The sequence below is a fragment of the Amycolatopsis sp. NPDC051373 genome, from assembly GCF_040689465.1.
Classification (GTDB): domain Bacteria; phylum Actinomycetota; class Actinomycetes; order Mycobacteriales; family Pseudonocardiaceae; genus Amycolatopsis.
Map to the genome: position 1 here is coordinate 280,009 of NZ_JBFBAE010000009.1, position 19,056 is coordinate 299,064.

Sequence of the window (19,056 nt, forward strand, 5' to 3'; positions counted from 1 at the left end):
GCTGCCCATGGACAGCGCTGTCAGCAGCAACGAACCGGCGACCGGATGCCCGGTCGCTCACACCGCCGCGGGTTTCTCGTTCTTCGACCGTGAATACCAGGAGAATCCCGGAGCCTCGCTGGCTTGGGCCCGAGAGAGCCAGCCGGTGTTCTACAACGACGACTCGGACTACTGGGTCGTCGCGCGACACGAAGACGTCAAATCGGTTTTCAGTCAGTTCAACAAGTTCTCCGCGGCCATCACGCTGACGCCGGTCACGCCGCCTTCGGAGGCGGCGGGTGCGCAACTCGAGAAATACGAGTTCGCGCCCTGCCCCGTTCTCGCGGATTCCGACCCGCCGATGCACCGGCAGTACCGCCGGCTGAACGCTCCGGCGTTCATGCCCGATCGGATCGACCCCCTTGCTCCCTACATCCGGCAGACGACGAACGACTACATCGACCGCTTCGTCGAGCGCGGCCACGCCGATCTCATCGCCGACATGCTCTGGGACATCCCGTGCCTGGTTGCGTTGCAGTTCCTGGGGATTCCCGAAGAAGACGTCGACACCGTGCGCAGGCTGGCCACGTCGATGACGGAGTTCGTCTGGGGACGGCCGAGTCCCGAGGAGCAGGTGCGGGCCGCCGACGGCTTGGGCCAGTTCTGGGCGATGGGTGAGCGCGTGATCGGGAAGCTCAAGGAGCTCGACGACCCGCCCGGCTGGCTGGGTCACGCGATCAAGATGCAGCGCGAACACCCGGACGTCATCTCCGACACCTGGCTGCAGACGAACGTCATGGGCGGCGCGATGGCCGCCCACGAAACCACGACGAACGCCACCGCGAACGCGGTCGTGACGCTGCTGCGGAACCGCGACCAGTGGGATCGCCTGTGCGCTCAGCCGTCGCTGATCCCCGGCGCGGTCGAGGAGTGCTTGCGGCTCAACCCTTCGGTCGCTGCCTGGCGCCGGATCGCGAAGGAAGACGTGCTCGTCGGCGACGTGACGATTCCCGCCGGAGCGAAGATCCTCATGGTGATCGCGTCGGCGAACCAGGACGACGCGGTGTTCGACGAGCCCGAGCGGTTCGACATCGACCGGGACGCCAAGGCGCACATCGCGTTCGGCGCCGGCACGCACATGTGCCTGGGCAACCACCTCGCGCGGCTCGAGATGGTCATCTACCTCGAAGAGCTGACGCGGCGCCTGCCGCACATGACTCTCGACCACCAGGAGTTCCGCTACGTCCCCAACACGTCGTTCCGGGGCCCGGAATCGCTGCACGTGAGCTGGGACGTCGAAAAGAACCCCGTCCTCACCTGACCGGTGTCTGCGGTCCGACGACGAACGGAGAAAGCACTGATGACCAGAGATTCCACTGTGACCGGCCGCGAGATCGTGTTCACGAACTCGCACGGCAGCCGCGTGTCGCACAGGTTCGGCGCGACGATCGTCGACTGGAGCTACGAGCCCGGACCCGGCGACCCGCACCCGGTGGTGTCCGGGCGGGACGACTACGAGGCCTTCGACATCGCGGAAGGGTTGGTGTACACGCAGTTTCACCACAGTCGGGACGTGCCCAACGCGGCTGTGAGCCTCGTCCTCGACTTCGAACACGGACGCAGCCTGGCCGTCGTGAGCACGATCGGGGATCCGGCGGAGGACCGGACCAGGGTGCAGCACACCTTCCTGCCGGGCCGCATCGAGGGACTGGCGACGAGCGGAACCGAACCGGCACCCACGGCCGCGCTCCTGGGCCGGCGAGTGCGGTGGACCTACGGCGACGGAAGCCGCTACGAGCACGTCCACCTCGAACCGAGTTCGTACTCGTGGCGCTGCCTGGCCGGCCCTGCGGCCGGGCGCGCCGGCACCGACGAGTGCACGACTTATGAACTACGGCCCGAAATCTACGTCTTCGCCGCGCGGGAAACGGCGGCCCCATCCGCCTCGGTCACCATTGCCGATCACCGCGACCTCGCGGCGCTGCGTTCGTACGGAGCCGTCTTCGGTCTGGACCGGACCGGCGAACGGCCGACGCAATCCACCTTCGGCGCAGTCGGCGAATTGCTGGGCCACACCGCGACCACCGCCTGAAACCGGACGGAGCGCACCTCGCGCTCGTCCTCTACGAAAGGAAAAGCCATGCTGGCCAAGGGAAACGTCAAGGTCACCGATCTCCTCCACGCCACTCCGCCCGCGATTCCGGAGGGTTCGCACGCGATGACGCAGCTCGTCGAACTCCCGCCGGCCGACCCGGGCCTCGCGCCGCACCGCCACTCCGGACCGGTGTTCGGTTACGTGACGGAAGGCAAGATCTTCTTCGAGCTGGAAGGTGAGGAGCCCCGGGAAATCGTTGCGGGCGAGGCGTTCTGGGAGCCCGGCGGTGACGTCGTGCACTATCAGGTCGCGAACCCGGACCCGGACTCCTGGGCGCGGTTCGTCGCCGTGTGCATCTGCGCTCCCGGCGTGGAGATGATCACGATGCTGGAGCCGGAGGAGATCGTGGCTCGCGATCACCTGCGCCACCCGAGCGCCCGGCAGCACCAGGGCTGACCGTCGCCGCGACCGGATCGAAACGAGACGAGGATTCATGTCAGTACTGTCGCGACGGCCGGTGGCCGACATCGTCGCCCGCAGGTTCGCCGCCAAGATCAACTCGGCGATCCACCCCGCCGGCGAACCTCGGTTCCCTGAAATCACTGTCCGCACCACCGACATCAGCGTCGAAACTCGCCACGGTCCGGTCGCCGCGACGCTGTACTTCCCGCCGTCCCCGGCCGGCGTCCCCGGCGTGTACGTCAACGCCCACGGCGGCGGCTTCGTCGTGGGGCACCGGCAACAGGACGACGCCTGGTGCCGTTTTCTGGCCGCGCACGCTGGTGTCGTCGTGCTCAACACCGACTACGCACTGGCTCCGAAGACACGTTTTCCCACGCCTGTCGAACAGTTCTACGACGTGGTCAGCTGGGCCTCGGAACCGGAGCGAGACTGGGACGGCACCCGCCTGTGCGTCGGCGGCCAGAGCGCGGGCGGCAACCTGTCCGCGGCCGTGTCGCGGATGGCGCTGGAGAACGGCGGCCCCGCCATCTCGCTGCAGATCCTGCACTACCCACCGCTCGACATCGTGACCCCGCCCTCGCGGAAACCGACCCCGCTGGGCTCGAAAGCGGTGCTTCAGCCCTGGCTCTGCGAGGTCTTCGACACCGCCTACGTGCCCGACCGCGCCCTTCGCCGCCACCGCTTCGTCTCCCCGGCCTGGGGAGCCAACGCCGAAGGCCTCACGGGCATCGCGTCGGCCCTGGTCATCACCGCGGAGTACGACCGGCTGCGCAACGAAGCCAGGCAGTACGCGGACAAGCTCGAGGTCGCCGGCTCGCTTGCCGAGTACGTCGAGGTGTCCGATGTGGACCACGGTTACGACATCATGACGGACGACACGAAGACGATCCGCCGGATGTACGAGCTGATCACCGCGCATGTCACTCGTGCGCTGTCCCGATGATCCACGATCTTGTTCTTCGGTGGGTCGTCACCGCGCTCTTCGCCATCTGCGTGGCTGAGCGCGTGCACGGAATCGTCGTCGTTCGCCTCTCTCTGCAGGGCGTCATCGGACATTCCTTGCACGCGCTCATGGCTTTCGCGATGGCCCTGATGGCGTGGACGCACGGTGACGACCTCCCGACAACAGTTCCCTTGCTGGTCTTCCTGTCGGCGGCTGTCTGGTTCGTCGCCGGCGCTGTGCGGACCGCGGAACATCGCCGGGCCAACGCCTATCACGCTCTGATGATGCTCGCGATGGCCTGGATGTACGCGGTGATGACCGACGGCCTGCCACCGGCTCCGGTCGAGGTCGCCGGTATTGGTGGTCAGCACGGTCCTCCGATGCCCGGCATGCGCATGTCCGGCATGCACATGCCCATTGTGGACACGACACCTGACACCGCCGGCACATCCCCGTTGATCACCGGACTCAACTGGCTGCTGACCATCGGCTCCGCCGTCGCCGGCGCCTGGTGGATCTCGGAGCTCCTCGCGCGCCGCCACGCCAAGCCGCCGGCCTCGGGCCGCGCCCAGCTCGCCATCGCCACCCAGGCACTGATGGCGGCCGGCATGGCCATTATGTTCGCCGCGATGATGTAGCCGCCGGTCCGCCGAGAACGGCTACGACTCCTGTGCGGAGCTGTTCTTCCGCTCCGGCACCGCGGACATCCGTGGCCGGGCGCCCAGCGCGATGGTGACGATGGCGCCGGCGACCATGCAGGCGCCGACGACCCACAGACCCGTGCGCTGGGTGCCGGTCAGGTCGCGCAGCCAGCCGGTGATGTACGGAGCCGCGAAGCCGGAGATGTTGCCCAGGGAGTTGATCAGTGCGATCCCTCCCGCCGCGGCAGCTCCGGCGAGGAAGTTCGAGGGCAGTGCCCAGAACGTCGGCAGCGCGCAGCACACGCCGACGGCGCAGATTGTCACGGCGACCATCGCGGCGTAGGGGTTGCCGAGGTACAGCGCGATCGGGATGGCGGCCCCGCCGACCAGCATGGGCAGCGCCACGTGCCACTTGCGCTCTCCGGTGCGGTCGCCGTGGCGCGCCCAGAACACCATCACCAGGGCGCCGATCACGTACGGGATGGCGTTGACCAGCCCGGACTGGACCACGCTCAGCTTCGTGCCGAACTCCGCGCCGAACCCGGCGATGATCGTCGGCAGGAAGAAGCCGAGTGCGTACAACCCGTAGGCGATGGCGAAGTACACGAACGCCAGCGCGAGGATCCGAGGGTGGGTGAGGGCCTTCTTCAGCGGCCAGTGGTGCTCGGCAATGGTCGCCTTCCGTTCCGTTTCGAGTTCGGTGATGAGCCACTGCCGCTCGTCCGCGTTGAGCCACTTCGCCTTTTCCGGCTTGTCGGTGAGCCAGAACCACGTCGCGAAGGCCAGCAGGATCGCCGGAACGCCCTCGACCAGGAACATGAACCGCCAGCCGTCCAGGCCGAACAGCCCGTGGCCGCCCACGATCAGAAGGCTCGACACCGTGGATCCGATGGCGGAGGAAACCGGCACGGCGACCATGAACAGCGCCACGGCCTTCGCCCGCTGCGCGGCCGGGAACCAATAGGTCAGGTACAGGATGATGCCGGGGAAGAAGCCCGCCTCGGCCACGCCGAGCAGGAACCGCAGGACGATCAGCGTGGTCGCGTTGGGCACGAACGCCAGCACCGTCGCGAGGACACCCCAGGTGATCATGATCCGGGCCAGCCAGCGCCGGGCGCCGAACCGGTGCAACGCGAGGTTGCTCGGCACTTCGAGGATGAGGTAACCGAGGAAGAAGATGCCGGATACGAAGCCGAACGCCGTGGACGTCAAGCCGAGGGCTTTGTTCATCCCGTTCGGACCGGCGAAACCGATGTTCACCCGGTCCAGGTAGTTCACGAAGTACAGCAGCGCCAGGAACGGCATGATCCGTACCGCCACTTTGGCGAGCACGCGATCACCGAGTACGCCGGTCTCCTTTGACACGGACAGCCCCAATCTTCTCGTTCCCCGGCGGGGCCGAGGCGCCGACGCGCTCCGGCGAGGCACGCGCCGGTGCGGACCGGTCCGGAAATCAGTCCTCGTTGCCCGGACGCTGTTGTGTCTTCACCGGTCGACAGGGCCGGCTGACCACCGACTGATGCGCCGAGCGCGGACCTCGACGCAGCCGGTGCGGCGCCAAAGGGCACCGCCGCCACACGTCTCGGTTCGAGTCCCGTGGCAAGATCGGAACCTGCGCGAATTCCGTACCATTTCCGGCGACAGTAGCACAACGAGTGCTGTCGGTGACCGTCGGCGACAGGGTCTGCGAAGCCGTGCCGCTCCCTCTGACGAGGGGCACGAGGGGCACACCAACATGACCCTCCGGCATCCGCAGCCATCGGTCACCGGTGACCACAGCCGGGATCCGGCGCGGCTTCGGTGAACGGTGCGCCGTGTGGCAGAACCGCCAGTCCGACGACGACGGTGGGTGTGGAGCCGAGGTTGCGTCCGATGTGGACCTCGTCAGCGTGGTCGACGAAGGGCTCGCCCCGGCGGATCACCTCGGTGTGGCAGCCGGCCAGACCGTGGGTGAGGGCGCCGCTGTGGACGACCGAGTAGATGGTGCCGGGGTGGGTGTGCCCGCCGGTGCTGGCTCCTGGCGCCGGCGTCATCAGGTTGAAGATGTAGTCGACGCCGTCGATGGTCCTCTTCGAGATGGCCTCGTCGGTGATCCCCGAATCGGTCGCCGGGTGCGGGGCGGGGGGAACGGAATCGGACATGGATACTGCCTTCCCTCGGGTTCGGGCCGCCCGCCCCGACACCGGGCAGGTGATAGTGACGCGGCCGTCGAGCCAGGGGTTTCGCCGGCTCGATGTCCGCTTCCGCGGCGGCGCAGGAATCGTCGGACAGCTGGGATGCCGTTCCGTGCCGTCCACGGAGATGGTGTTGGTCATGTTATCCGCTCCTTTAAGCACCTCCTATGACTTCGGAGCATGATTGCAGCGCCGCCTCCTGGAGGCCACTGTGCGTTGGGGCACAACGGGTTCTCCTGAATTTGCACTGTAGTCACTTTCAGTGACTGTCAGTAAAAGTTTTCGTGCCATGTCCGTTTGGTCTGGATTATCTGTAGAAGAAGAGGTTTCCGCAGCATAGAATCGGTCAAATCGGTCAGTGAAGGATCGTTGCGCGACAACTCGCCCGGGCTCTCCCTGACGTGATGTCGGCCACACCGGGATGCCGGCCGGTGGGCAAGGGGCATCAGTGCCATTCTCCGCAAGGATCATGCCAGCGATTCATTTGGTGCAACGTGCACGAGTAGTTTCGGGAAATGTGTTCGGGCGGATCGGGAGGACGGCGTGCGAAAATCGGCTTCGGAGGTATTCTCCAGCGCGGTCGAATCGCACCGGATCCTCGAGGAGCAAAGAAATGCGCACACGCATCGGGCTGACCAAGGTCGCGTCGGCGGCCGCCGTGCTGGTAGGCGCCGCGGTCTTCGCCGCCGCGCAGTCGTCGGCGGCGGCGCGCGAACCGGCGAAGGGCAGCGGCAAACCCAAGCCGACGATCGTGCTGGTGCACGGGGCATTCGCCGACTCGTCGAGCTGGAACGGGACGCTCGAACGGCTGCGGCGGCACGGCTATCCCGTGATCGCGGCGGCCAACCCGCTACGTGGGGTCGCCTCGGACGGGGCGTACGTCAAGGCGCTGGTCGACAGCGTCGACGGCCCGGTGGTGCTGGTCGGGCACTCCTACGGCGGCTCGGTGATCACGGCTGCCGCGGTCGGCGACCCGAAGGTGCAGGCGCTCGTCTACATCGCAGGCTTCATTCCGGAGCAGGGCGAGTCCGCGGCTGCGCTGTCGGCGAAGTTCCCGGGCAGCACACTCGGGGACACGCTCCGGGAGGTGGCACTGCCGGGCGGGCAAACCGACCTGTACGTGAAGCAGGACCTGTTCCCGCAGCAGTTTGCCGCCGACGTCCCGCTGTCACAGGCGAGGCTGTTGGCCGTCACGCAGCGCCCGATCACGGCCGAGGCGCTCAATGAGCCTTCCGGCGCGGCCGGGTGGCAGGGGATTCCCACGTGGAGCCTGATCCCGACGGGGGACAAGAACATCCCGCCGGCCGCCCAGGAGTGGATGGCCGAGCGCGCTCGCGCTCACACCGTCGTGGTCCCCGGGGCCTCGCACGCGGTGCTGGTCTCGCTGCCGGACAAGGTCGCGGACATCATCGTGAGCGCCGCCGATGCCATCGCCGGCTGACAGCCGCCCACAGTCACCCCGGACGAGGAAGTGCCTCCGTCCGGGGTGAGTGTGCTCGTTCCGGGACGACGCGCATGGGTGGTTTCGATCGAATCTCTGGCGAGTAAGTATTTAGATCCTGTCGTCTTGTGATGCGGTTCCGGTGGCTCAAAAATTGATCCACCTTCTTGCGGCGGTGGCGGCAAACGCCCTTGGTGACGTCAGGGAATTCGAGGCGTTTGAATATCAATTCCTCGGCAGTGTGCAGCGTACCTATTTCGTCCTTCGATCCGGGACCCGACGAGTGGACGCCGGATCAGATGGCGGAACAAGGGATTACTGGGCAGGCTGCGGCGAGTCCGTGTCCAGCCGGCCGTCGGGGCGCAGCAGCCAGCCCGCGCGTTTGCGCGTCCGCAGGGTCACCGAGCTGTCGATGAGAGCGCCGGGAGGCAACAGGTCCTCGAGCACACCCTGCAGCTGCATCAGGTCGGTGAGCCCCGCCGTCCAGGCGAAGACGACGAAGTTCGCGGGCCCGGTCATCGACATGCACATTCGCACGCGCGGCTCGGCTCGCATCCTGGCGACCACGGACAGCAGGAGCGGCTTCGGCACGCGGCACCACCAGATGACGCTCACCGGCCACCGGGTGTGCAGCTGTGACAGTTCGCACCGCATCGCCAGCGCGCCTGCCTTGAGCAGCCGCCCCAGCTGCCGCCGCACTGTCGACGCCGGAAGGCCGACCTGGTCGGCGATGTCGATCGCCGTCGCTCTGCCGTCTTTGCTCAGGGCGGACATCAGCGGGGCGTAGGTGGGCGTGGTGATGTCGACGGGCGCGCCTCGCCGGATGGGGGCGGCGGCCTTGGCTGCCTTCTCGACGGCAGCCTGTTGACCGGAGTCGAGCGCGTCGAGCCGCCACTGCCTGCCTTCGAGGTGCATCTCGGTGCCGAGGTGGGTCCTCGTCGACATCACGCCCGGGATCCGGGACAGCTCGTCGGCTGTCGTTCGACCTAAACGGCCGCGCCGGGCGGGACGTGTCGATCCGGCGGGTCTGCCAGGTGCACACAAGCGAGCCGGACGAGTTCGCTGACATCCACCGGTGCCTGCTGCCGCAAGAACACACCGGCGGGCACAGCTTCACCTTCGAAGTCGGGGACCTGTCCGCGCGGTGGCGGCCGCTTCTACCCGAGCGACGGCCGCAACGCGCTCCGCGACGCCTACGAGCAGGCCCTCGACGTGTGCCAGCACCTGCGGCAGGCGCTCGCCAAAGGCTCGCCGGTGGAACACGTCTACACGGTCGCGCTGCTGACCGCCTGTCCAGCGAAACCTCCGCGTTGCTCGGCACCTCGCGCTCGTGCAGCTGGTAGTCAAAGGCCACTGGCGTCCGCGAGGTCGCGCCTGACGCACTGATCACGCTCTTGTCATCCTTCGCCATGGAGAACACGAACCCGACGTGCTTCCTGCGCATACCGAACTGGAGGATCGACTTGTGGTCCTCGCTATCCCAGGACAGCTCGGCGATCACGCCCACCTCAGCCTCGGTGGCCTCGGTCAACATCAGATCCAGCACGGCAGCCGGCTCGGCCAGCTCGAACGGCCCTCCCAGGGCCGGGGCGTCGTAATAGTCCTTCGCCACGGCCATTTGGCGCCTCCCTTGTGAATCTTCTTGAAGCCATTCGCCCCGTAGACAGCGAGCTTGCGCCCCTCCGTCAACACGATGCCCAACAGGCCGTCACAGCTACTCCGTAGTCGCGGGTACGTCGCCGGACGAGCAACGACGTTTGGACCGCAATCGAGCTGCGTAAAAGACTTATCCGAAGAGCATTACGAGGTCGACGACCGCGGTGCCGGTAGTCGCCCCGAAGTCGATCTCATCGGGTCGATGCAGGTCCACTGCCGCCGGGTCGGCGGCCACGTTTGGCAGGTCGCCTCGGGTTCGTCTTACCGACGGCGAGCGGTGACCCTCATCACCCGGAAGCGGCGTAACGCTGTTCTTGATCGACTCGACGGATCATGGCTGAGTCAAATCCCAAGGGGGGCAACGTTGACGGACGTCGCGGACAGACCTGTGCCGAACACGGAGGGACGGGCGCTCGCCGCGCCTCCTCCTGGTTCGGCCGATCTCCTCTCCGCACTCCGATCTCGCGTGCGTGCGTTGCCGTGGGCGCAGTCGGGTTACGTGCGCGCGGCGGGGCTGTTCCTCGCGGTCCGGCTGTTCAGCGTGGGCGTGCTGGCCATCATGGCCGCGCACAGCAACCGGCCGCTGCTTGACCGGCTGCGGTCGTGGGACGGCTGGTGGTATCTGCACATCGCCGAGGCCAACTACACCGGCGTCCCCCACCCGGTGGACATCAGCGGCCACCCGTTTCCTGAAGCACCGTACGGGTTTTTTCCGCTGTACCCGGCGTTCACCGAGCTGGTCGGCCAGCTGCCCGGCATCTCCCTGACTGCGGCCGGCCTGATCGTGTCGACGGTCGCCGGCATCGCTGCCGCTTGCGGGCTGTATCGGATCGGCCGGTTGGTGAGCGGGTCGCGCGTCGGGTTGTTGCTGGCCGTGCTATGGGCGGGTGCGCCGATGGCGATCACCGAGAGCATGGTCATGACGGAGTCGCTGTTTACCGCGCTGGCGGTGTGGGCGCTCGTCGGCGTGCTCGAGCGGAATTGGTTCCTCGCCGCCGGCGCGACGGTGTTCGCTGGACTCACCAGGTCTACGGCATCCGTGCTGATCGCTGTCGTGGTCGTGGCGGCGGTGATCGACGCGTGGCGCGGCCGTCGCCGCTGGCTGGCCCTCATATGCGCCGTGGTCGCGCCGCTCGGCCTGCTCGGCTACTGGGGCATGGTCGCCGTACGCACAGGCAGCCTGACCGGGTGGGCGGACGTCGAGCGCCGCGGGTGGAACGTACGTCCCGACCCCGGCATCGACACCTGGCGGTGGGTGTCGCGGTCTCTGTTCAGCGCAGGCAGCGCGTGGGAAACGCTTGTCGTGCTGGTGACGCTGGCCGCGGTCGGCCTGACGGTGATTGTGGTTGCCGGCCGGCGCGTGCCGTGGCAGCTGGCCGCGTATGCGGTCGGCGTTGTCGTGCTGGTCGTGTGCACTGCCGGGTTGCCGGCGCTCAAGACCCGGTTTCTGTTGCCCGATTTCGCGTTGCTGCTGCCGATTGCGGCCGGACTCGCACACCGTCGCACGGCCACGATGGTGACGGTCGCCGCAGTGTTCGTGCTCGTCGGCGCCTGGTACTCAGCGTACGGGCTCGCAATCTGGAAATACGCGATCTAGCAGGGCCTTCGCCCATACACCCCCTGAACGGCGGCCCGACCGCCATCGATTCATCGGGCCTACGGCATGTCTGCGGCTGGAATGCGGCGACGCCAGCGCGGGCACGGTCAGCACCGGAAGTCAAGGCGGCCGCGAGATGCACTGTCTTGCACAAATCAAGAGTGTCGGGACTGTCGTACCCGGTGACTAGTGTTGCCGCCCGAGGGAGAGGGGGGATAACCGTGAGCAGCGATATCGACAGACTTGTGGCGGCCGTGTCCGCCGAGTTGACCATTGAACCGCGCGGTGTCCGGTGGACGCACCTGCCGCTGTGCGTGCTCGACGCGGTCTTCTCGATCAACGCGCGATACAGCGGCGTCCTGCGCGTGTGCCGCGCCTACGCCGATCATGACGCGTTGGTAGACCCAATGCTGCCGGCGGCGGCCGCAGACACGGTGCTCGGCACCGACCGTGAACACCCGGTGGAGGCCTTGGCAGATCTCGGACGCCAGCTCGGCGCCGAGCGGGTCGCCGGCGAGGTTCTCCGCAACCGCGGCCGCACCAGCCCCCGAGGCGGCATCCTCAAGGCCGCGGCCGCGATCCGCTACTCGGAGGTCCTGACCAACGCTGGCGTGCAACGCATCGGCGATGTCGCGGAGCTGCTCGCCGATCCCGATCGACTGGCGGAAACCGAGTTGCAGCTAGCGAAGGTGCCCGGCCACGGTGCCGGCGCGCGGCTTTCCTACCTGTGGATGCTCGCCGGAGACGACAACCACGTGAAACCCGACCGAATGGTGCTGCGCTGGCTGCAGCGGCACCTAGACCGACCGGTGACCGTGCCGGAGGCCCGGGAACTGCTGGCCGCGCTCGCCGACTGCCTGCGGCGCACCGCGTGGGAAGTGGATCACGCAGTCTGGCGCCGCGAGTCGGGAAGAACGTGACCGGCTAAATTCGACATCGCGCAGCAGTCCGGCGGGCTCGACCGGCACGCGGCCGGTGAGAGGGTCGTGCAGGTTGCTCGTTCGATCTTGTCCTGCCCGTGGTCGACGACGTCGCTGGCTTCACGTTCCGTGCGGTCACCAGTTGAACTCCGGCGTCAGTCTTCTCGGCGTAGCGCCCCGTTAGTCAATCTGCGCGGTCATGCACCGAACAAACGCACTCGCGGTCCAGCCTCGTGCAGAGCGTGGGCGAGGACCGAACGGCGACGCTCGCGAAGCACCTCGATCAGGCGCTGCTGCTGCTCGATGAGCGTGTCGATGCGGGCGAGGTAGTAGAGGTGTGCCCACATGTAATGGTCGTCGGCTGTTCCTCCCCCACAAGATCAACAATGACCCGGCCGCCGCAGAAGCGCGGCTGAGCGATGCCTGTGATCGGCTGAAATCCGATCGGCGGCCGGTCGGCGACGAGTTGTCCAACAGCGAGACGATCGCCCAACTCGAGGCATTGCTCCTGCTCCGCGGCGCCAAAGACACGATCGACAAGGTAAAGAACCGGCTGTGGGACGCCCAGCGGCGACCTCGACGGTCTATGTCGCCAGATAAGGTCATCACCGCGTTTCCAGCTCGGTCCGAGGGCAATCGTGTCTAGGCCGGCCGTGCTTGCTCAAGTGCTGTCATCAGGCAAACACTTCGCCGGCCGCTTGCCCGCACAACTCGTCGGCGTAACTTCAGCGCCCATCGGTGCGACATACCGACCGCTATTCGAGATGGCCGGAGGGGCCGTACATGGCGCACGAGAGCTGGATGCACCGCCGAAGCCGGGTCGTGCGATCGTCGGCCAGGACCGCCAGCGAACGTCACAGCCGCTTGGCGGCGCGGAACGCTTTGGCGTAGGTGCCCGCGCCATCGATCAGGGACACGCCGCCGGCGTCGCCGAACGTCGGCCCATTCGCGACTTTGCGGCTGGACAGGACGCGCCGGTGCCCGTCGCTGTCGATGCCCAGATAGATGCCTGTGTGCGATACCTGCGATCCGAGCTGCGGCTCCAGGTTGAAGAACAGGATGTCGCCGGGCTGCAGGGCGCTGAAATTCGTGGCCTGCTTCTTCTCGTCGTGGATCACCTCGGTGCCCGGGCCGAGTTCGGAGAGCGCCCACGCGCGCCGGGGCAGGCCGGGTCCCTTCGTGTTCGTGCCGAGTAGCGGATACCCGGAGCGGTAGCCGTAGACCATGCGCACGAACCCGGAGCAGTCCAGCGACCGCGCCCGCATCGGTTCCGCGTGCTCGTGCACGCCGCCGGCAAAGTCCCAGTCGACGCCGAGGTAGTCGTAGAAGTCGGACTTCTCCAGCCGGCCTTCGGCGCTGTCGGGGCCAAAGCTGGCGTCACCGCCCACCCGCAACTTCTTCGACATCTGATCGGCGGCGCCGTCGGTGTATTGCAGTGCGATGGCGAGGACGTCCGCCGAGGTGTCGCCGACGGTCTTGGGCAGCCAGTCGGTGAACCACGTGTTCTTTTCCGCGCCCGCGCTCCACTCCTGCGGGGCCAGGCGGATCCAGGCGGTGGACGTCACCGTGACCTTCGTGAAGCGGGACTCGGTGAAGGTCCGGCTCGGACCGGTGAGCATCACCGTGCGCGACCCGTCGGTGAAAGATGCGAGCTGGGCCCCCGCCGAGTCGCGGACGATCGTCCGGGGCGGATTGTCCAGCCGCTCGTAGGTGTAACCGCCGGTCGCCGCAGCACCGGCCGGGATCGAGGAGGCCGACACCGCCATGATCTCGTTGTCGTCTCGCGTCGCGACGAAGACGGCGGCTGTGCCGGAGATCGCGATGATCACTGCCAGTACGCCGATTCGCAGAGCCTTGCGCATCATCACCTCATACCGTGGGAACCAAGCCGACCAGCACCCCGCTGATCAGGATCGCGTAGCTGGCGAGGCTTACCCCGCCGGTGGCGATGATCGTCGGCATCGGCTTCTGCCGGACGAGCTGGTAGGCCACCAACCCGGGCACAACGAAGCCGAGCGTCTGATGGACGAACAGCAGCGGGAAGTCGGCCTGCAGCACGATCAGCAACGTCGTCTGCAGCACCACGCCGAGCAGGACCACCGCGGCGAACAACCGCTTGCCGTAGAGGATCACCATGCGCTGCAGGAGCTTGGTACCGCCGTAGGTCAGCGCGGTCATGAGGACGATGATCGCCGCCCGCCGGTAGTCTTCCACAATCGTGAGCGCGATCCAGCCGGGCGTGATCATGCCGCCGGGAGAAAGGTTCGTGGTGAGGTAGCACACCAGCGAGAACAGCAAGCCGATGGCGAGCCCCACGGTGGCGACCTCAGGGGCGAGGGAGGTGGTCAGCATCAGGCGGCGGGTTCCAGTTTCGCGAGTTCTTCGAGGAGCAATTCCCCCTGGCCGTGGATGTTGCCGATGGCGAGCAACGACGCCTCCACCTCGACGCCACTGACGATGCCGCGCAACAGTTCCCTCGGGGAGCGTGAACCGCCCAGGTCGACCACGCGATCCTGCCACTCGGCGGGGATCGCGACGCGAGCACTGCGCGTGGGCTCGCCGATGAGCACCACGCGTTGTGGAGCGATGCGGGGTATGAGCGCGCCCATCTGGCCGTTGCGCTCGATGCGGTCCGGCCGGCAGTTGATGATCACGTGGAGCGGGTCCGAGATCGCGCCCTGGCGGCGCAGCTGATCGATGTTCATCAACGTCGATTCCGGGTCGTTCGCGGCGAAGACGTTGGCGAAACGCAGCAGGCGCCGCCCCGCCCGGTACTGGTGCACCTGCAACACACCCGGGTCCGGCGGCGCCGCCCACATGCCCTCGAGAGCGGAGGTGCGGTTGACCTTCAGCAAGTCGGCCACGGCCAGCGCGATCGCGACGTTCTCCTTGAAGGTGATCCAGCTGAAGCCGCGCATCTCCTCGTCGGTGACCGACTCCGGGTCAACGGCGATGAGCTTGCAGTTCCGCTTCGCCGCCTCCTCCTCGAGGATGTGCAGCCGGTCGCGTTCGGCGGTCAGGCAGATCCCGCCGACCGGCATCGAGCGGCTGAGCGAACGGGCGACGTCGTCGAGCGTCGGGCCCATCTCCGCGAGGTGGTCTTCCCGGACGTTGCACAGCACGCCGATGGTCGAGCGGATCAGCTTGCTCTGGTTGATCTCCTGCAGGTCCGGCATCACCGCCATGCACTCGATGACCAGCGCATCCGGCCGGTAGGCTGCGGCGCGGCGCACGATGCCGATCTGTTCGACGACGTTGGCGATGCCAAACTTGCGGTAGACCGGTTCCTCGCTGCCGTCCGGGTGGATGAACCGGGCCGCGGTGCCGGTGGTCTTCGCCGTGGTGACGAGCCCGCCACCTCTCAGAGCGCCCGCGCACAGCCGGGTGATCGACGACTTCCCGCGGATGCCGTTCACGAGCACGCGCGTCGGGATGCTGTGCAGGTGCTTGTAGTGCTGCCGTTGCTCGGAAATTCCGGCGATCAGGATGGCCGCCGACGCCAGCAGCAGCACGAGGTACAGGAACAGCACGTCAGACTCCGGCTTCGTCCAGCCAGCGCAGGTAATCCCGGCGGGCCTGCTCTTCTGCGGTCAGGGCGCGGGCCGGCGGCGGGTTCTGCGTGCGCGGTTGCGCCGCCGAGATCTGCTGAGGCCGCACCGGCGGTCGCCGCCGCGGACCGGCCGGCTCGCGACGCCGCTCGTCGCGCGGCGGCCCCGATTCGCCCCGGTCCCGGTGTTCGGCCTGCGATGCCTTGCGAGCCGGAGCCGGTTCCTGCTGCGCGGCCCTCGGCTTGGCGCGCCGCGGGCCGGGCTCGCGGCGGACGCGTTGGAACAGTTCGGTCTTGTCCGTCGCCGCGCCGGCCGGGCGACGGACCTCACCCAGTCGGTCCGCGCCATCGGCAAGTGCTTGCCGGCAGATCTCGACGCACGACGCGATGGTGCCGATTTCGTCGTGGCGCTGCGGGTAGACGACGTCGCCGGTGTCGCCGTCGGCAATCCGGACGGCCGCGTCCCCGACGCGGCGCAGCGGCCGCACGACGATCAGCAGGTGCCAGCCGAACAGCAGCAGCGCGACGACGGCGACGAGCAGTGCCGCCACGCGCGCGCCGTCCCTGACGGTGTTGTCCGCGAGACCGAGCGACCCGACCGGCTGTTCGGCGACGACAACCCACTTCAACGAGGCGGTGGTGCCGTCCGTCGCCAGCCGCTGTGCCGCGACGAGCGCCGCGGAGGTCGTCTCGCGGGCGTCCTTGCCGGACCGCGCGGCGTCCACGTTCTTGATCAGCGTCGGATCGGTGAGCGGGGCGAAGGCGAGGTAGCCCTCGGTGTCGGCGATGGTGCGCTTGCCCTCGTCGACGACGCGGAGGCGGCCGCCCGCGGAGCCGAGCAGCTCGGCCATCCGCGGAACGTCGTACTCGCCGACGAGGGTGTTCGCCGAGCCGGGTAGCGGGGTGAACGCGTAGACAACTGGGACGCGGCCGCTGGTGTTGTGCTGGTGCAGGCCTTCGCCCGCGGGCAGTTTCCCTGGCTCGCGCAACGACTCGCGCCCGGCCTGGAGCACCACTCCGCCCTGCGCATCGGCGACGTAGACACTGCGGAAGCGGCTTTCGCTGTCGGCGAGCTGCCCGAGCATGCCGCGCACCTGATCCGGCTGTTTCCCCGCCGCCAGGCGGGCGAGCGAGCGCAGATCGGTCAGGCCCTCGACGAGGCTACGGCGCAAATTGTCGGCTGAACGCGCGACTCGGACGCCGTGCTCGCTGAGCAGCGCCGGCGAGACCTCGGCGTGCTGCCGGCCGAGTGTTGCGGCGACGGCGCCTGACCACCCGAGCAAGGCGAGGGAGACCAAGACGAGGACCAACTGGGCCGAGAGGAACGGCTTCACGCTCGCCGCCGGCTTCCGGCGGCGCAGCTTGGCCTGGTAGCACTCGAACGCGGTGGTCACCCGGTTGACCTCGCGGATCCGCGACTGCCGGACCCGCTCGGCGAGCACGCCCGCCGCGATGGCGAGCGCGTCGGTGCGCAGGCGCCGGACCGGTGCGACGACTGCGCGGCGCAGCAGCACGAACCCGGCGAGGGCCAGGCCGAGGAGCGCAGCCGCCGGGATCAGGCCAGGCCAGCGGGCCGGCACCGGATCAACCGGAACCCGGCTCAGGGACACCACGGACAGGCCGAGACTCCCGCCGATCTCGGCCGAGGTCACCGGCGCGTAGGAGACGACGGGGGCGACCGGCCGGCCGGGGTCACCGCCGGCGTCGCCGGTGAGCACACCGGACTGACCGGCGGCGGCAGCCGACGCGGCGCGGGTGAGCAGCTCCTGCGCAGCGGTGTCTTGCTTGGGTACCGCGGTACCGAGCGAGTGCAGGACCGCGCCCTCGGTGGTAACCAGGCGGACCTGCTGCCGCGCCGCCTTGTCCAGATCTCCGGTCGTTTCGCGCAGCGCCGCCGAGACGACGAGGAGCCGCCCGGCCCTCGCGCCGCCGAGCGGGAAAGCCGTGAGCACGAGCGGCGCATCACCAGAACGCGCGACCGGGCGGAGGGTGAGCTTGACGACCGCGACCCCGCGCAACGTCTCCACGGGCACCGGCTCACCGTGGGCCGCCAGGACCTTGTTCTTCGCCCGGTCGTACAAGACCGTGCCGCGCCATTCCGGGTAGGTCTCGCCAAGCCGGGTGAGCAGTGCGGCGTCGTCGACGGTGTCGAACACGCCGGAACTGGCGGCGATCTGCAGGTCGTCCGCAACCGAGGCGGCCGAGGTCGCGGCGCTCTGAGCGAGCGCGGTGGTCGCCCGCTGCTGGTCGGCGGCGACCTCTCCGGAAACCGCGCTCGCGGCCTCGTCCGCGTGGAGCAGCGACAGCGGCCCGGCGGTCGAAAGGTAGACGGCGGTGAAGACGGCGACCACCACCAGCAACACGAAGGTGGTCGCCAAGGAGACTCCGACCCCGCGCGGAAAACCCGACTCGGGGATCTGTTCGCGGAGCCGCGCCGCACGGTCGACGGGTCTTCTCGGCCGGTTCACCTGGTCCCTCGAGGCCTTTCACTCACTCGATCCGACAGGATCGCCGGCCCTCCGGCCGTTGATGGAACGTTGCCACCCATTCGGGCTTCATGAACGTATCAACGAAACCGACAGTAGCGTTACAAGGCCTCTACCTTCGGCAAACGGGGGCAAGGCTGGCACATGGAGCGAATCCGTACACTGGATATGGTGATCTGGTCACGTCGAGTGTTACTCAGTGTTGTTGGCGTCGGCCTGGCCTTGGCTCTGGTGCTGACCCTCCTGCTGAGATCTGGAGCCACGCCGGCGCCCGTGGCGCACGGGCCGGAAGCCGGTCTGGACACGCTGGTCACGGAGTTCACCTCGGCGCTGTCCGCAGACCAGCCCTACCGCCCGCCCATCGCCGCTGAACGGCGGACGGCCGCCGCGGGCCTCACCGCGCTGCTCGATCGCCGAGACACCGGGGACTTTCGGAAACTCGGCTTCTCGGTCGAGGACCGCGTCGACCCGGCGACCGGACGGCCTTACACGATCGCGACGAACGAACCGGGCACCAGACGAGCGTGGGGGATGTACGTGATCGATCGCTCGGCGCCGCCGTCGCTGGTCGTCGAGGTGCCGCACCCAGGGTTCGACTTGCGGACAGAACTGTTCGGGGTGGACCTGTTCCGGCGGGTGCCGGGCGCGGTGCTGCTGGTCGCGGGGGCCCACCGCAAGGCCGATGACAGCCACGCCGACGTCGCCCACGAAGAGGACTCGGTGTTCCACGTCATCGCTGCCTCGCTGGCAGCGCGCGGGCTGACCCAGGTGCAACTGCACGGCTTTCACGACCAGAACCTGCCGTCGACGGACATCGTGCTGTCGTCGGGCGCCGCCACCGCCGGCGGCGCCGCCCACCGCGCCGCCGACCGCTTGATGGTGGCTGGCTTCGCGGTGTGCCGCGGCTGGGCAGACCGGTGCACGGGCCTGGAGGGCGCCACGAACGTCCAGGGAAAGGCAGCCGCCAAGGACGACACGGGTTTCCTGCACGTCGAGATGAGCCGCACCGTCCGCGATTCGCCGCAACGCCAGGCGCAAGTCGTCCAGGCTCTCGTGGACGCTGACCTGGGCAGGCCGTAGCCGGACCCGACAGCCGGCCGCATTGCTCGCTGGGG

Annotated in this window: 18 protein-coding genes and 1 pseudogene; 10 read left to right on the plus strand and 9 right to left on the minus strand. The window is 68.1% G+C overall.

What is annotated here, in order from left to right; translation table 11 throughout:
• Window positions 1-7: 7 nt before the first annotated feature.
• From AB0383_RS19155 to AB0383_RS19175, 5 genes are read left to right on the plus strand one after another with little or no spacing between them, the layout of a single operon-like run.
• Window positions 8-1,300, plus strand: coding sequence for a cytochrome P450 (locus AB0383_RS19155; protein ID WP_364179859.1), 1,293 nt, complete (start codon window positions 8-10; stop codon window positions 1,298-1,300).
• A gap of 39 nt (window positions 1,301-1,339) precedes the next feature.
• A complete protein-coding gene (locus AB0383_RS19160) occupies window positions 1,340-2,071 on the plus strand; it encodes a MoaF C-terminal domain-containing protein (protein ID WP_366188049.1) in 732 nt (243 codons plus the stop codon).
• A 48-nt stretch (window positions 2,072-2,119) separates the two neighbouring features.
• Window positions 2,120-2,530 (plus strand): cupin domain-containing protein, encoded by a 411-nt coding sequence (locus AB0383_RS19165; protein ID WP_220246780.1) that lies wholly within the window; start codon window positions 2,120-2,122, stop codon window positions 2,528-2,530.
• Window positions 2,531-2,567: 37 nt separating this feature from the next.
• Window positions 2,568-3,479 (plus strand): alpha/beta hydrolase, encoded by a 912-nt coding sequence (locus tag AB0383_RS19170; protein ID WP_364179855.1) that lies wholly within the window; start codon window positions 2,568-2,570, stop codon window positions 3,477-3,479.
• 50 nt (window positions 3,480-3,529) lie between these two features.
• Window positions 3,530-4,117 carry a DUF5134 domain-containing protein gene (locus AB0383_RS19175; RefSeq protein WP_366188050.1) on the plus strand — a complete coding sequence of 196 codons (588 nt, stop codon included), beginning with the start codon at window positions 3,530-3,532 and terminating at the stop codon, window positions 4,115-4,117.
• A gap of 21 nt (window positions 4,118-4,138) precedes the next feature.
• Here AB0383_RS19175 and AB0383_RS19180 read toward each other — a convergent pair whose 3' ends face one another.
• Together AB0383_RS19180 and AB0383_RS19185 are read right to left on the minus strand one after the other, a co-directional pair.
• Complete coding sequence (locus tag AB0383_RS19180) at window positions 4,139-5,425, minus strand: MFS transporter (RefSeq protein WP_366188076.1); 1,287 nt, start codon at window positions 5,423-5,425, stop codon at window positions 4,139-4,141.
• Between the two features lie 458 nt (window positions 5,426-5,883).
• On the minus strand, window positions 5,884-6,261 hold the full coding sequence (locus tag AB0383_RS19185; protein WP_366188051.1) for a cupin: 378 nt from the start codon (window positions 6,259-6,261) through the stop codon (window positions 5,884-5,886).
• 646 nt (window positions 6,262-6,907) lie between these two features.
• Between AB0383_RS19185 and AB0383_RS19190 the strand changes: the two genes are divergently transcribed.
• Window positions 6,908-7,735, plus strand: coding sequence for an alpha/beta hydrolase (locus tag AB0383_RS19190; RefSeq protein WP_366188052.1), 828 nt, complete (start codon window positions 6,908-6,910; stop codon window positions 7,733-7,735).
• A gap of 315 nt (window positions 7,736-8,050) precedes the next feature.
• Here the strand turns inward: AB0383_RS19190 and AB0383_RS19195 are convergent, their stop codons facing one another.
• Together AB0383_RS19195 and AB0383_RS19200 are read right to left on the minus strand one after the other, a co-directional pair.
• Complete coding sequence (locus AB0383_RS19195) at window positions 8,051-8,680, minus strand: Lrp/AsnC family transcriptional regulator (protein ID WP_366188053.1); 630 nt, start codon at window positions 8,678-8,680, stop codon at window positions 8,051-8,053.
• 355 nt (window positions 8,681-9,035) lie between these two features.
• Window positions 9,036-9,353 (minus strand): annotated as a pseudogene (locus AB0383_RS19200) (Imm1 family immunity protein); the annotation flags it as partial.
• Between the two features lie 315 nt (window positions 9,354-9,668).
• On the opposite strand from AB0383_RS19200, the gene AB0383_RS19205 reads away from it, so the two are divergent.
• Both AB0383_RS19205 and AB0383_RS19210 read left to right on the plus strand, forming a co-directional pair.
• Window positions 9,669-10,988: a hypothetical protein gene (locus AB0383_RS19205; protein ID WP_366188054.1), complete on the plus strand. Its 1,320-nt coding sequence runs from the start codon at window positions 9,669-9,671 to the stop codon at window positions 10,986-10,988.
• 245 nt (window positions 10,989-11,233) lie between these two features.
• Window positions 11,234-11,908, plus strand: a complete 675-nt coding sequence (locus AB0383_RS19210) for a hypothetical protein (protein ID WP_366188055.1) — start codon at window positions 11,234-11,236, stop codon at window positions 11,906-11,908.
• Between the two features lie 197 nt (window positions 11,909-12,105).
• Here AB0383_RS19210 and AB0383_RS19215 read toward each other — a convergent pair whose 3' ends face one another.
• Window positions 12,106-12,255: a hypothetical protein gene (locus AB0383_RS19215; protein ID WP_366188056.1), complete on the minus strand. Its 150-nt coding sequence runs from the start codon at window positions 12,253-12,255 to the stop codon at window positions 12,106-12,108.
• On the opposite strand from AB0383_RS19215, the gene AB0383_RS19220 reads away from it, so the two are divergent.
• Window positions 12,246-12,554, plus strand: a complete 309-nt coding sequence (locus tag AB0383_RS19220) for a hypothetical protein (protein ID WP_366188057.1) — start codon at window positions 12,246-12,248, stop codon at window positions 12,552-12,554. The genes AB0383_RS19215 and AB0383_RS19220 overlap by 10 nt on opposite strands.
• A 208-nt stretch (window positions 12,555-12,762) precedes the next feature.
• Here the strand turns inward: AB0383_RS19220 and AB0383_RS19225 are convergent, their stop codons facing one another.
• Genes AB0383_RS19225 through AB0383_RS19240 form a run of 4 tightly spaced genes read right to left on the minus strand, consistent with a single transcriptional unit; the run spans window position 12,763 to window position 17,833 of the window.
• The gene (locus AB0383_RS19225; RefSeq protein ID WP_366188058.1) at window positions 12,763-13,773 is read right to left on the minus strand and encodes an NlpC/P60 family protein; all 1,011 of its coding nucleotides are present in this window, start codon (window positions 13,771-13,773) and stop codon (window positions 12,763-12,765) included.
• A 4-nt stretch (window positions 13,774-13,777) separates the two neighbouring features.
• Window positions 13,778-14,260 carry a poly-gamma-glutamate biosynthesis protein PgsC/CapC gene (locus AB0383_RS19230; RefSeq protein ID WP_366188059.1) on the minus strand — a complete coding sequence of 161 codons (483 nt, stop codon included), beginning with the start codon at window positions 14,258-14,260 and terminating at the stop codon, window positions 13,778-13,780.
• Window positions 14,260-15,438: a poly-gamma-glutamate synthase PgsB gene (gene pgsB, locus AB0383_RS19235; protein WP_366188060.1), complete on the minus strand. Its 1,179-nt coding sequence runs from the start codon at window positions 15,436-15,438 to the stop codon at window positions 14,260-14,262. Before pgsB ends, AB0383_RS19230 begins: the two co-directional genes overlap by 1 nt.
• A 1-nt stretch (window position 15,439) precedes the next feature.
• Entirely contained in the window at window positions 15,440-17,833 is a 2,394-nt protein-coding gene (locus AB0383_RS19240; RefSeq protein ID WP_366188061.1) for a HAMP domain-containing protein, read from the minus strand.
• A 381-nt stretch (window positions 17,834-18,214) separates the two neighbouring features.
• Between AB0383_RS19240 and AB0383_RS19245 the strand changes: the two genes are divergently transcribed.
• Complete coding sequence (locus AB0383_RS19245) at window positions 18,215-19,021, plus strand: hypothetical protein (RefSeq protein ID WP_364179831.1); 807 nt, start codon at window positions 18,215-18,217, stop codon at window positions 19,019-19,021.
• The last annotated feature ends 35 nt before the right edge of the window (window positions 19,022-19,056 follow it).